Below are 12,464 nucleotides of genomic sequence, written 5' to 3'. Positions count from 1 at the left end.
CGGCGGATTCCGGGAGGCCGGCGCCGCGTTCACGGTGGCTGCGCTCACAGCTGCTCCTCGATGCGCGCGCGCAGCAGTTCCAGCAGCTCGGTGGCGGCCTTCAGCCGGGCCGGGTCGATGTCGCCCAGCAGGGCCAGGCGCACGGCGCTGGCCTGTTCCTTCACCTGCTTGTACAAGGTGGTGCCGGCATCGGTCAGGTGGACCAACTTGACGCGGCGGTCGGTGGGCGAGGGCGCGCGCGTGACCAGGCCTTCGCGCTCGAGGCGGTCGAGCATCGACACCATCGAGGGGCCTTCGACGCCGACCAGGTCGGCCAGCGCGCGCTGCGACATCGGCTCGCCGGACTTGGCGATCATGGCGATGGTCATCCAGCCGGCCTGGCCGATGCCCAGGTGCTTCAGTTGCTTGTCGATCAGGAGGCGCCAGCCGCGCGCCGTGTTGTGCACGGCGGCGGAGAAGCGCTCTCCGATCGGAGATTCAGGTAGATCACTCATCGTTAGAATTCGAATCGATAGTAATCTATCGAGTTTAGTTTATGCAAGTTGAGTTGTAAAGAGCATGGCGTGTCAGAATTGACATAACGATGAGTGAGGAGGAGGGAAGATGCCGCAAGCCGCATTGCTGACCGTCCACGGCATGGGAGAGACGCCGCGCGATTACGCCGAAAAGCTGTTCCAGGCCGTGGCCGCACGGCTGGGACCCTTGTCCGGCCAGGTCGATTTCCGCTCGATCTACTACCAGGACATCCTCAAGCCCAACCAGGAAACCGTGTGGGCCAGGGTCAGCGACACCACCCGCCTGCACTATGCCGACCTGCGCCGCTTCCTGCTGTTCGGCTTCGGCGACGCCGCCGGACTGGAAAACCGCAAGGAGATCGACGGCTCGGTGTATGAACTGGCGCAGGCGGCGATCGCGCGCCAGCTGCTGGGCGTGGCCAGGCACGACCCGTCGACGCGGGTGGTGTTCCTGGCGCAGTCGCTGGGCTGCCAGGTGCTGTCCAGCTATATCTACGATGCGCAGAAGGCGCTGGCGGGCGGCCAGGTCCTGGCCGGGGTGTGGAAGGACGTCGACGCCTGGGCCATGCGCGCGCTGGGGGCGCGCCTGAGCGACAGCGACCGCCGGTTCATGGCGGGCGCCACCTGCAGCGCTTTCGTCACCACCGGCTGCAACATCCCGATCTTCTGTGCGGCCCACAAGCAGATGGACATCAAGCCGATCGCGCGGCCGACCCCCGGCTTCGAGTGGATCAACCTCTACGACCCGGACGACGCGCTGGGCTGGCCGCTGCAGCCGCTCTCGCCGGGCTACGCCGAACTGGTCGACGACCGCGCGATCAACGCGGGGCAGGGCGTGGTGACGTGGATCCTGAAGAGCTGGAACCCGCTGTCGCACATGGCCTACTGGGGCGACGCCCAGGTGCTCGACGCGGTGACCCAGCGCCTGCGTCTGGGCATTCCCTGACCCAACTGTATTCCCGCGCCGCGCCGGCTTCTGTGCGCGCCGCGCCGGACGCCGTCAGGCTACCATCGTGACATGAGAGAATCGATTGCAGAACACGCCGCGCAGGCGGAGCCGGCCGGCTTCCAGCTGCGGCCCATCGTGCGCCACCGCGGCGCCAGCCATGGCGCGGCGCATGACAATGTGGCCGAGGAGATGCCGCTGGCCCTGGTGGTGAACGGCATTTCGCAGGTGGTCATGATGGTCACCCCGCGCGACCTCGAGGCCTTCGCGGCCGGCTTCGCGCTGACCGAGGGGCTGGTCGACAGCCGTGCGCAGATCTACGACATCGAGCTGCGCCTGCATGCGCGCGCGGCCGAGGTCGAGCTGAGCGTGGCCCAGGAAGCCTTCCAGCGCCTGAAGGGACGGCGCCGCGCACTGGCCGGCCGCACCGGCTGCGGCGTGTGCGGCATCGAAAGCCTGGAACTGCTCGACCTGGCGCCGGAAAGGATGGCGCCGGCGGCGCTGCCGGTGGACCCCGGCGCGGCGATCGCGCGCGCCGCCGCTGAACTGCCGCGCCACCAGACCCTGATGCAGGAGACCGGCGGCGTGCACGCGGCCGCCTGGTGCGGGCTGGACGGCGCGATCGCCGCCGTGTTCGAGGACGTCGGCCGCCACAATGCGCTCGACAAGCTGGTCGGCCACCTGGCCCTGGCGGGCGCCGACCTGCGCGGCGGCTTCGTCTTCATGTCCAGCCGCGCCAGCTACGAGCTCGCGCGCAAGACGGCGCGCATGGGCATCCCGATGCTGGCGACGATTTCGGCGCCCAGTTCGCTGGCGATCGACATCGCGGCCCAGGCCGGCCTGAAGCTGGCCAGCTTCTGCCGCCAGGACGGCTACGTCGAATACACCTGAGTTGATGCCGTCGCTCCGGGCATTGCCCGGCACGGCTCCCCGCCTGCGCGGGGCGACGTTCAGGCGCTGGGGCTGAGCAGCACCGGGATCGATTTCGAGGTCGGCGTGCCGGCGCCGGTCGCCACGCTGTCGAGCGGCACCAGGGCATTGGTCTCCGGGTAGTAGGCGCCCAGGCAGCCGCGCGGGATGTCGTATTCGACCAGCATGAAGCGCTCGGCACGGCGTTCGACGCCGTCTTCCCACACGCTGGTGATGTCGACCCACTGGCCGTTCTGCAGGCCGAGCATCTCCAGGTCGAGCCGGTTGGCAAACAATACCCGGCGCATGCCGAACACGCCGCGGTAGCGGTCGTCCATGCCGTAGATCGTGGTGTTGTACTGGTCGTGCGAGCGGGTCGTCATCAGCACCAGCAGGCGCTCGCCGTGGCGCGCCCGCGCGCGGTGGATCGGCGTGTCCTTGTCGATTTCCTGCACCACGAACTGCGCCTTGCCGCTGGCGGTGACCCATTCTCGCTCGCGCGAGGCAACCTTCAGGTGGAAGCCGCCGGGCACCGCCACCCGCGCGTTGTATTCGTGGAAGCCGGCGATCGAGCGTTCGATCGCATCGCGGATGCGCGCGTAGTCGGCCACATGCCAGTTCCAGTCGACCTTCTCGCTGCCCAGGGTGGCCGCGGCCATGCCGGCGACGATCGCCGGTTCCGACAGCAGGTTCGGCGAGGCCGGCTTGTTCATGCCGTAGGAGATGTGCACCATGCTCATCGAATCCTCGACCGTCACGCCTTGCGCGACGCCCTGCTGCAGGTCGATCTCGGTGCGTCCCAGGGTCGGCAGGATCAGGGCGTCGCGGCCGTGCACCAGGTGGCTGCGATTCAGCTTGGTGGTCACGTGCACCGTCAGCGCGCAGGAGCGCAGGGCCTGGAAGGTGAGCGGGGTGTCCGGGGTGGCGATGGCGAAGTTGCCGCCCAAACCGATGAAGACCTTGACCCGGCCGTCCAGCATCGCCTTGATGGACTCGACCACGTCGTAGCCGTGGTGGCGCGGCGGCTCGAAGTCGAAGGCCTTGCCGAGGCGGTCGAGGAAGGCCTGGGAGGGCTTCTCCTCGATGCCGATGGTGCGGTCGCCCTGCACGTTGGAGTGGCCGCGCACCGGGCACAGGCCGGCGCCGGGACGGCCGATATTCCCGCGCATCATCATGAGGTTGGACAGCAGCTGCACCGCCGCCAGCGAATTCTTGTGCTGGGTGAGGCCCATGCCCCAGGTCGCGATCACGCGCTTGCCCTTGACGTAGACCTGGGCCAGCTCCTCCAGTCCTTCGCGCGAGACGCCGGATTCCGCCAGGATGTCGTCCCAGCTCTCGGCCCGCAAGTCGGCGGCGAAGGCCTCGAAGCCGGTGGTATGGCGGGCGATGAAGTCGACGTCGATGACGCGCGCCTGGCCGGCCTCGCGGGCGGCATCGTCCAGTTCGACCACGCGCTTGGCGACGCCCTTGATCAGGGCCAGGTCGCCGGCCAGCCTGGGCTGCACGAACAGGGTGCCGATCCTGGTGCTGGAATTGGTCAGCATCTCGAGCGGTGCCTGCGGGTCCGTGAAGCGTTCCAGGCCGCGTTCCCTGAGCGGGTTGATCGAGACGATGGTGGCGCCGCGCTTGGCGCAGGCGCGCAGCTCGCCCAGCATGCGCGGGTGATTGGTGGCCGGGTTCTGGCCGAAGATCAGCAAGGTGTCGGCGTGCTCGAAGTCTTCCAGGGTGACGGTGCCCTTGCCGATCCCCACCGTGCCCGGCAGGCCGCGGCTGGTGGGTTCGTGACACATGTTCGAGCAGTCCGGGAAGTTGTTGGTGCCGTACATGCGCACGAAGAGCTGGAACAGGAAGGCGGCTTCGTTGCTGGCGCGGCCGGAGGTGTAGAAGGCCGCCTGGTTCGGATCGGGCAGGGCCTGCAAGTGGCGCCCGATCAGGGCGAAGGCGTCGGCCCAGGCAATCGGCACATACTTGTCGCTGGCGCCGTCGTAGACCAGGGGATCGGTCAGGCGGCCGTGCTGTTCCAGTTCATAGTCCGACTGCCGCATCAGTTCGGCCACGGTGTGGCGCGCGAAGAGCGCCGGCCCGGCGCGCTTGCCGGTCGCTTCGGCGGCGACCGCCTTCACGCCGTTTTCGCAGAACTCGAAGGTCGAGGCATGCGCGCGGTCCGGCCAGGCGCAGCCCGGGCAGTCGAAGCCGTCCGGCTGGTTCTGCCTGAACAGCGTCTTGTAGTTACTGCCGCTGACCTTTTCCCTGAACAGGTTGATCGCCACCTGCTTGACCGCACCCCAGCCGGCCGCGGCATGGGTGTAGGGGGCGACGAAACCTTCTTTCTCTTGTTTTTCCACGATTAGTCCTGTGTTCCTGTATCTGGCGACACGGCCGGCGCGACGTGGTGCCGGTCCGGGTCGAAGCGCCAGAGTAATCCCGGTTGCCCGACGGCTGCGTGCACACAATCCCTGTGTAGAAAGGAGCACAGTACGGAACGGCCGGCCCCAGGCAGCGTCACGGGCCTTGGGCTATACTCCCGGCGTGCCCACACTGTATGAAACCCTCGCCGCCGAAATCGAGAGCCAGATCGCCAGCGGCGTCCTGCTCGAAGGCGAAAAAATCCCCTCGGTACGCCAGACCAGCCAGCATCACAACCTGAGCATCACCACGGTGCTGCGCGCCTACGTGCTGCTGGAAAGCCGCGGCATCATCGAGAGCCGGCCGCAGTCCGGCTATTTCGTGCGCCAGCGCCTCAAGCCGGCGGCGGCGCCTTCGCGCGCGCCTGCGCCGCTGATGCTGTCCTCCGAGGTCGACGTCAGCCGGCTGGTGCTCAAGACCCTGCGTTCGATCCACACCGGCGGCGCCGTGCCGCTCGGCTCGCCGTACGCGGACCCGTCGAGCTATCCATGGAAGCGGCTGAGCCAGTACGCCAACGCGATCGCGCGCCGGCACCAGGAGTGGAGCGTGATGAACGACCTGCCGCCGGGCCACCCCCAGCTGATCCGGCAGATCGCGCGCCGCCACCTCGAGAACGGGCTGGCGGTGGACCCGGGCGAGATCATCGTCACGGTCGGCGCGACCGAGGCGATCAACCTCTGCCTGCAGGCGGTGGCGCGGCCGGGCGATACCATCGCGGTCGAGTCGCCGAGCTATTACGCCATGCTGCATGCGATCGAGCGCCTCGGCATGCGCGCGGTGGAAGTGGTGACGGATCCGCGCGAGGGCATCGACCTGGATGCGCTGGCCGGGGTCATTGCCAGCCAGAAGATCGCGGCCTGCATGGTGATGCCGAACTTCCAGAACCCGCTCGGCTTCCAGATGAGCGACGAGCGCAAGCGCGCGCTGGTCGAGCTGCTGGCGGCGCACGAGATCCCGGTCATCGAGAACGACGTCTACCACGAGCTGTATTACGGCGACAGCCATCCGACCTCGCTCAAGTCCTTCGATACCCGGGGGCTGGTGCTGCACTGCGCCTCGTTCTCGAAGAGCCTGACGGCGGCCTACCGGATCGGCTGGTGCCTGCCTGGCCGCTACACGGCCGAGGTGGAAAAGCTGAAGTTCCTGAATACGCTGGCGACGTCCTCGCTGCCGCAGCTGGCGATCGCCGAATACCTGCAGAACGACGGCTACGACGCGCACCTGCGCAAGATGCGCAAGGCCCTCGCCCAGCAGGCGCGCATCATGTCCGCGGCGGTGCTGCGCTTCTTCCCGGCGGGCACGCGGGTGAGCGAGCCGAAAGGCGGCTATGTGCTGTGGGTGGAGCTGCCCGGCGAGGTCGACGCGATGGCGCTGTATGCGCGCGCGCTGGAGGAGGGCATCACGGTCGGTCCGGGGAACATGTTCTCGGCGCGCGGCAGCTTCAATCATTTCATCCGGCTGAACTACAGCTACCCGTGGAGCGCCCGCGTCGAAGCCGCGGTGAAGCGGCTCGGGCGGCTGGTGGCCGAACTGGCCGGGAAAGCTTCCTAAGGTTTGTGCAGCGGGGCCGGCGCGGTTCCGGTCCCGGCGCGCGGCGCCAGCGCTGCCTGCGACTGCACCCAGTAGCCCGCGCCCACCATCAGCATGCCGCCGATGGCGTTGCCGAGCGTGACCCAGGCCAGGTTGGCGAGCATGCCGCCCAGGGGGACGCCGGCGCCGGCCATCAGGGCCAGGGCAAAGGTAAACATGTTGGCCACTGAATGCTCGAAACCGCAGGCGGCGAACATCATGACCGGCCAGAACACCAGTCCGAGCCTGGCGCTGTCGCTGGTGGTGCGCGCGCACATCCATACCGTCAGGCACACCAGCCAGTTGCACAGGATCGCCTTGAACAACAGCGCGACCGCCGGGGCGTCCGCCTTGGCGGCCGCTGTTTTGGTGAACAGCGCCGCGCCGTCGCTCAGCAGGACGCCGCCGCCGGCCAGCTTCAGGATCGCGGCCAGCACCACGGCGCCGGCCAGGTTGCCGATCCAGCAGTGCGCCAGCACGCCCAGCACCTCGCCGCCGCTGGCCTTGCGGCGCAGCCAGGCCAGCGCCATCAGCATCGTCAGCCCGGTGAACAGGTGGCCGCCGGCAAAGGTGATCAGGGTCAGGCCGAGCGCGAACACCGCGCCCATCACCAGCCGCGCCCAGGCGGGGTCGGCATGTGCGCCGACGGTGAACATCAGGATCGCGCCAAAGCCGACGTAGGCGCCCGCCATTGCGCTGCCGGTCAGGAAGGACAAGGGCCGCGTGCGCGCCTGTGCCACCCTGTGGGCGCCGGCGTCGGCGAGCTGGTCGATCGTCGTGTCAAACATGGTCAAGCTTTCGGATACGGCAAAAGGCCGCTAGTGTAGGCGCTGCTACGGCGAACTCTGCGGTACAGAAACGCCCGCAAGAAAAGGATACAGTCGCGAAGGGGCTGTGCGCGCGCATCGGCCGCTGTATGCTGCGGCGATGGACACCAGCAACGAACAAATGAACGAGGGCGAGGCGGCCTTGGCCGACCTGCTCGAACAGCTGTGGCGGATGGCGCAGGAGGCGCCGTCCAGGCCCTGTTCGCTGGCGCGGGCCAGCAAGCGCACGCGGCGCCCGATGAGCGTCCTGACGCGGCAATTGAGCCTGCTGGCCGAGGCCGGCTGGGTGCAGGTGGCGGCGCACGAGGAGGGCGGCGGCAGCGTGACGCTGACGGCGGCCGGGCGCGAGCTGTGCGCAGGCTGGTTCGGCGCCTGAGAGCGCCCTTATCCTCCGACCAGCGACATGCGGACTACCGGATAGCGTCCCGCAGCGCCGTGCGTCCGCAGCGCGCCGCGCTGTTCCGAATAGCGGTCGGCGCGCGTGCTCCAGCCGGCGCGGATCGCCTGCGCCAGCTGAGCGCTCCGGCCGGCACCCAGCCACGGGCGCAGGTCGACCGAACGCGCCGCGAACAGGCACAGGAACAGCTTGCCGTCGGCGCTGACGCGGGCGCGGGTGCAGTCGCCGCAAAACGGCTTCGATACGCTGGCGATGAAGCCGACCTCGCCGCCGCCGTCGGCGTAGCGGAAGCCGTCGGCGGTCGCGCCGGCATGTCCCGGCTGCGGGACCAGCGCGAACTCGCTTTCGATCTGTGCACGCATCTCCGCCGCCGTCACCACCTGCTCGAGCCGCCAGCCGTCGGCGCCGCCGACGTCCATGTATTCGATGAAGCGCAGGTTGACGCCGCTATGGCGGAAATGACGCGCCAGCGGCAGGACCTGGTGCGCGTTGCGGGTCCTGCTGATCACCGCGTTCACCTTCACCGGCGCCAGTCCCGCTTCCAGCGCGGCCTCGATCCCGTCGAGCACCCGGGCGACCGGGAAGTCGACGTCGTTCATGGCGCGGAACACGGCATCGTCGAGTGCGTCGAGGCTGACGGTCACGCGGCGCAGGCCCGCATCCCTGAGCGCGCGCGCCTGCGCCGCGAGCAGGGCACCGTTGGTCGTCATCGCGATCTCGACCGGCTTGCCGGCCGGCGTCTCCAGCCGCGCCAGCGCTTCGATGAGGCGCGGCAGATCCTTGCGCAGCAGCGGTTCGCCGCCGGTGATCCGGATCTTTTCCACCCCCAGGCCGACGAAGGTGCGAGCAAGCGTCGTCATCTCGTCGAAGGACAGGCGCTCCGCCGCGCGCAGGAAGGGGTAGTCGCGCGTGAAGACTTCCTTGGGCATGCAGTAGGTGCAGCGGAAGTTGCACTGGTCGATGACGGATAGCCGCAAGTCCTTGAGGGGGCGCATCAAGGTGTCGGTGAGGCTTGTTGCGGGCGGGAATGGATTCATGCGGCGAGGATAGCAGCGCTTGCGCCCACCGCATGCGTACAGTCGGGCCAGGGCGCAGGCAGTACAGTTCGCCGGCGTCAGCCCGGCTGCAGCGTGAACACGGCGCGCACCTCGCCGGCCGGCGTGCCGCGCGCATTCAGGATCGCCGGCGCGCGCCAGGGTTCGAGCAGTTCGCGGCGCTGCGCGTCCAGCAGGCCGAGCTGCTCGAGCGCGCTGAAGGTGGACGGGTGCAGGGCGCGCACGGCGCCGTCCGCGACCTTGATCGCGATGCCGATGCCGGCCGAGCGCACGCCGATCGCCTGCACCGCGTCGGCGCCGATCTTCGCCACCCAGTCGCCGCGGCCGGCCGTCATCCAGGCGAGGTCGGTGCGCGCCTCGCCGGACACCAGGTCCGGCCGCTTGGTCATCGCATCGAACAGGTCGCCCAGCACGCTGCCCAGGCGCGCATCGCGGCCGCCCTGCGCCAGGCGCGCATACAGGTGGGCCAGGCGCGCCAGCGGCATCGCGTAGTTGGGCGCCGAGCAGCCGTCGATCCCGGTCGGCAGCTTGTCCTCGTTCATCTGCACGGCCTCGGCCAGGGTGGCGCGGATCGCCCGCTGCAGCGGGTGATCCGGGTCGACATAGCCGGCGGTGGGCACATCGTGCAGGCGGCACCAGGCCAGGAAGCCGCTGTGCTTGCCGGAACAGTTGTGGTGCACGGTGCGCCAGCGCCGCCCGGCCGGCGGCGGCAGGCCGACCGCGTCGTAGTACAGCGGGGTGGCGCAGCCGCATTCGAGGTGGGTCTCGTCGAGGCCGATCTTGCCGAGGATGGACTGGACGCCCGCCAGGTGCTTTTCCTCGCCCGAGTGGCTGGCGCACAGCAGGGCCAGCTCGTCGAGCGTCAGGCCAAGGCGGGCCGGGCCGTCGGCCAGCATGAAGGGCAGGGCCTGGAAGGGTTTCAGCGCCGAGCGCGTGAAGACCATGGCGTCCGGATCGCCGCTGGAGTACAGCAGGCGGCCGGCGGCGTCGACCACGGCGATCGAACCGAAATGGATGTTCTCGACCGGATAGCCGGTCTCCGGATAGCCACGGCTGGTGGCGGCGAGCGGGACTGGATGCATGGGTAGGGTCCTGGTGATCGATTCCGAAACTCTAGCGGATATTCGCACCGGGGCGCGCAGGACCCGAAAACCCATGCATCTGCGCCGATCCCGCTCAGTTCTTGTGCTTGCTGAAGCGGTGTCCCTGGTCGAATGCCGAGCCCAGCGAGAGGATCAGGCCCGAAGCGGCAAGGATCAGGACCACGCCTCCGGTAGCATGGCCGGGCGAGCTGGCGACCATCGACAGCGCCCACAACGGCGCGAGTCCGCCGGCGATCGCGGTGCCGATTTCGCGGGCCGCGCCCATGCCGGTGGAGCGGCTCTGCACCGAGAACTGGCGGCTGAGGAAGGAGCCTTGCGGCGCGAACATCATCGGCGCCAGGATGCCGGTGCCGACGATCAGGGCCGCATAGATCAGCGAATTCTGGCCGCTGGCCAGCAGCGCCATGAAGGGGTAGGCGAACAGTGCCGACAGCAGGCCGCCGACGATCAGCACCTTCTTGCTGCTGTACTTGTCGCACAGCCAGCCGAAGGTCGGCACGGCGACGATGGCAACCAGGCTCGCCAGCGTCACCGACAGCGAGGTCACGTTCGCGGAGACACCCTTGAACTGGGTGAGATAGGCCAGCGAGAAGGTCTTGAAGATGTAGCTCAGGGCGTTGTAGCCGATCGCCACCAGGAAGACGACCAGCAGGCCGGCGCGGTTGGTGCCGAACAGTTCCTTGAACGGCTTTTTCGCGGCGCCGCCGGCTGCAGCCCGGTCGAATTCCGGCGTCTCCGGCAGGCGCTTGCGGACCCAGATGCCGACCATCACCAGCACGGCGCTGAGCAGGAACGGGATGCGCCAGCCGCCGCTCTGGAGGAATTTGTCGCCGCCGAGGGTCAGCAGGTAGACCGTGAAGGACGACAGCAGGAGGCCGAGGTTCAGGCCGAGCGCGGGCCAGGAGCCCTGGCGGCCGCGCCTGTCGTCGCTGGCATGCTCGTACGAGGTCACGGAGGCGCCGGCAAATTCGGCGCCGGCGCCCAGACCCTGCAGGATACGGATGACGACCAGCAGCAACGGGGCCCAGAAGCCGATCGTTGCGTAGGAAGGAATCAGGCCGATGGCGGTCGTGCAGACGCCCATCAGGAAGAAGGTCACGTAAAGCAGCTTCTTGCGGCCGAAGCGGTCGCCGAAGTAGCCGAACAACACGCCGCCGAGCGGGCGGGCCACGAAGCCGATGGCGAAGGTGGAAAATGCCATCATCGACGCGGTCGATGGATTCGACGCATCGAAGAACACCTTGCTGAAGACGATCGATGCCATCGTCGCGTACAAATAAAAGTCGTACCACTCGAGCATCGAGCCGACGATGGTCGCGGTTGCCACCCGCTTCAGGCGGCTGGCCGCCTGTTCCGGCGTTTCCCAATCGGGTTTGCGCATCTCCATGTATGTCTCCTTGGATCCTGGTTGTTATGTGTTATCTGGTATCTGTTGAACAGGGTCGCTTGCGGGCCGCGGTTCAGCGGCCGGGAATCACTTCGCGCACGATGTACTCGGCAATCGCCATCGACGAGGTGGCGCCCGGCGACGGTGCGTTGCGGATGTGCGTGATATTTCCCTGGCGGCGGATGACGAAATCGTCCACCAGGGAGCCATCGCCCTGCATGGCCTGCGCCCGGATGCCGCGCACGGCCGGGGTCACGCCGACCTCGGACAGGCTCGGCACATATCTGGCGGCTTCGCGCACGAACACCGATTCGCTGAGGACGGTCTTCAGCTCGCGCAGCGTGGCCGGCACGTTACGCGATGCAAATTTCCAGAAGCCGGGATAGGCGAGGAAGTCGGCGATATCGCGCGCGCTGAAACGCTTGCCGTCGTAATTTTCCCGGCCGAGCGAGATGAAGGCGTTCGGGCCGATGGTCATCTGGCCGTCGATGCGCTTCGTGAAATGCACGCCGAGGAAGGGAAAGCGCGGGTCGGGAACCGGATAGATCAGGCCTTTGACGTGCGACTTGAAGGCCTCGTCGATAACGTAGTACTGGCCGAAGAAAGGCACGATTTTCGGCGTCGCTTCGTCTCCGGAGCGCTGGGCCAGGCGGTCCGACTGCAGGCCGGAACAGGCGATCGCGAAGTCGAAATGCCCGGGGTGCATTTCACCGCTCTCGAGTTCGACATGGATCCGGCTGCCGCGTTCGACCAGGCGGGCTACCGGTGCGTTCAGCCGGATGCTGCCGCCTTTTTCCTCGATCTCCTGGGCGATCCGGCGGGCGATCTGCCCGTAACTGACGATCGCGGTATGCGGCGAATGCAGGGCGCGGATGCCGATGCAGTTGGGCTCGATCTCGCGCAGCTCTTCCGGGCCGAGCATGCGCACGCCCGGCACCTTGTTGTTCAGCGATTTCTCGTAGATGGCATCGAGGCGCGGCAGTTCTTCCTCGTTGAGGGCGACGACCACCTTGCCGCACTCGTCGTAGGGGATGGCATGTTCGAGGCAGTAGTTCCTGACCAATTCGACGCCGCGGCGGCACAGGCGCGCCTTGAGGCCGCCGGGTTCATAGTACAAACCGGCGTGTACCACGCCGGAGTTATGGCTCGACTGGTGCTGCGCAACCGCCGTCTCTTTTTCGAATACCGTGACCGACGCGTCGGGATCGTCCAGCAACAATTGCCGGGCCACCGACAGTCCATTGATACCGCCGCCAATGACGGCATAGCGCTTCTTGCTCATACACACCTTTCGAGAATGACAGTTGCATGTTAGCGGCATGGATATCAATGAAAAGCGAAAAATTTCAG

The 12,464-nt window shown here is 67.8% G+C and carries 11 protein-coding genes; 4 read left to right on the top strand and 7 right to left on the bottom strand.

Going from position 1 to position 12,464, the window contains the following annotated elements:
- Positions 1-44: 44 nt before the first annotated feature.
- Entirely contained in the window at positions 45-494 is a 450-nt protein-coding gene (locus AC1DOQ_RS17365) for a MarR family winged helix-turn-helix transcriptional regulator (RefSeq protein WP_477366842.1), read from the bottom strand.
- A 109-nt stretch (positions 495-603) separates the two neighbouring features.
- On the opposite strand from AC1DOQ_RS17365, the gene AC1DOQ_RS17360 reads away from it, so the two are divergent.
- Entirely contained in the window at positions 604-1,461 is an 858-nt protein-coding gene (locus AC1DOQ_RS17360) for a hypothetical protein (RefSeq protein ID WP_477366839.1), read from the top strand.
- A gap of 72 nt (positions 1,462-1,533) precedes the next feature.
- Positions 1,534-2,352 carry a formate dehydrogenase accessory sulfurtransferase FdhD gene (gene fdhD / locus AC1DOQ_RS17355; RefSeq protein WP_477366836.1) on the top strand — a complete coding sequence of 273 codons (819 nt, stop codon included), beginning with the start codon at positions 1,534-1,536 and terminating at the stop codon, positions 2,350-2,352.
- A 59-nt stretch (positions 2,353-2,411) separates the two neighbouring features.
- Here fdhD and AC1DOQ_RS17350 read toward each other — a convergent pair whose 3' ends face one another.
- A complete protein-coding gene (locus AC1DOQ_RS17350) occupies positions 2,412-4,715 on the bottom strand; it encodes an FdhF/YdeP family oxidoreductase (protein ID WP_477366833.1) in 2,304 nt (767 codons plus the stop codon).
- 184 nt (positions 4,716-4,899) lie between these two features.
- Between AC1DOQ_RS17350 and AC1DOQ_RS17345 the strand changes: the two genes are divergently transcribed.
- Entirely contained in the window at positions 4,900-6,327 is a 1,428-nt protein-coding gene (locus AC1DOQ_RS17345) for an aminotransferase-like domain-containing protein (protein ID WP_477366830.1), read from the top strand.
- Here the strand turns inward: AC1DOQ_RS17345 and AC1DOQ_RS17340 are convergent.
- Positions 6,324-7,133, bottom strand: a complete 810-nt coding sequence (locus AC1DOQ_RS17340) for a formate/nitrite transporter family protein (protein WP_477366827.1) — start codon at positions 7,131-7,133, stop codon at positions 6,324-6,326. The two genes, AC1DOQ_RS17345 and AC1DOQ_RS17340, sit on opposite strands and share 4 nt — an antisense overlap.
- Positions 7,134-7,272: 139 nt before the next feature.
- Between AC1DOQ_RS17340 and AC1DOQ_RS17335 the strand changes: the two genes are divergently transcribed.
- Positions 7,273-7,548 carry an ArsR family transcriptional regulator gene (locus AC1DOQ_RS17335; protein WP_477366824.1) on the top strand — a complete coding sequence of 92 codons (276 nt, stop codon included), beginning with the start codon at positions 7,273-7,275 and terminating at the stop codon, positions 7,546-7,548.
- Between the two features lie 8 nt (positions 7,549-7,556).
- On the opposite strand, the gene moaA is transcribed toward AC1DOQ_RS17335, so the two are convergent.
- The 4 genes from moaA to lhgO all read right to left on the bottom strand — a co-directional run bounded on the left by moaA (position 7,557) and on the right by lhgO (position 12,396).
- On the bottom strand, positions 7,557-8,606 hold the full coding sequence (moaA, locus tag AC1DOQ_RS17330; protein WP_477366821.1) for a GTP 3',8-cyclase MoaA: 1,050 nt from the start codon (positions 8,604-8,606) through the stop codon (positions 7,557-7,559).
- 77 nt (positions 8,607-8,683) lie between these two features.
- Entirely contained in the window at positions 8,684-9,706 is a 1,023-nt protein-coding gene (locus AC1DOQ_RS17325) for an asparaginase (protein WP_477366818.1), read from the bottom strand.
- 94 nt (positions 9,707-9,800) lie between these two features.
- Positions 9,801-11,108, bottom strand: a complete 1,308-nt coding sequence (locus AC1DOQ_RS17320) for an MFS transporter (RefSeq protein ID WP_477366815.1) — start codon at positions 11,106-11,108, stop codon at positions 9,801-9,803.
- A 79-nt stretch (positions 11,109-11,187) separates the two neighbouring features.
- Positions 11,188-12,396 (bottom strand): L-2-hydroxyglutarate oxidase, encoded by a 1,209-nt coding sequence (gene lhgO / locus AC1DOQ_RS17315; protein WP_477366812.1) that lies wholly within the window; start codon positions 12,394-12,396, stop codon positions 11,188-11,190.
- Positions 12,397-12,464: the final 68 nt, after the last annotated feature.

The sequence above is a fragment of the Massilia sp. 01N417 genome (assembly GCF_056399645.1).
Note: the sequence above shows the minus strand (reverse complement) of the source record. Positions and strands in the feature narration are given on the sequence as shown.

Excerpts from the sequence above, each read along its gene's own strand:
- AC1DOQ_RS17365 (WP_477366842.1), bottom strand. The coding sequence starts at position 494 with ATGAGTGATCTACCTGAATCTCCGATCGGAGAGCGCTTCTCCGCCGCC.
- AC1DOQ_RS17340 (WP_477366827.1), bottom strand. The coding sequence starts at position 7,133 with ATGTTTGACACGACGATCGACCAGCTCGCCGACGCCGGCGCCCACAGG.
- AC1DOQ_RS17325 (WP_477366818.1), bottom strand. The coding sequence starts at position 9,706 with ATGCATCCAGTCCCGCTCGCCGCCACCAGCCGTGGCTATCCGGAGACC.
- AC1DOQ_RS17335 (WP_477366824.1), top strand. The coding sequence starts at position 7,273 with ATGGACACCAGCAACGAACAAATGAACGAGGGCGAGGCGGCCTTGGCC.
- moaA (WP_477366821.1), bottom strand. The coding sequence starts at position 8,606 with ATGAATCCATTCCCGCCCGCAACAAGCCTCACCGACACCTTGATGCGC.
- lhgO (WP_477366812.1), bottom strand. The coding sequence starts at position 12,396 with ATGAGCAAGAAGCGCTATGCCGTCATTGGCGGCGGTATCAATGGACTG.
- fdhD (WP_477366836.1), top strand. The coding sequence starts at position 1,534 with ATGAGAGAATCGATTGCAGAACACGCCGCGCAGGCGGAGCCGGCCGGC.
- AC1DOQ_RS17320 (WP_477366815.1), bottom strand. The coding sequence starts at position 11,108 with ATGCGCAAACCCGATTGGGAAACGCCGGAACAGGCGGCCAGCCGCCTG.
- AC1DOQ_RS17360 (WP_477366839.1), top strand. The coding sequence starts at position 604 with ATGCCGCAAGCCGCATTGCTGACCGTCCACGGCATGGGAGAGACGCCG.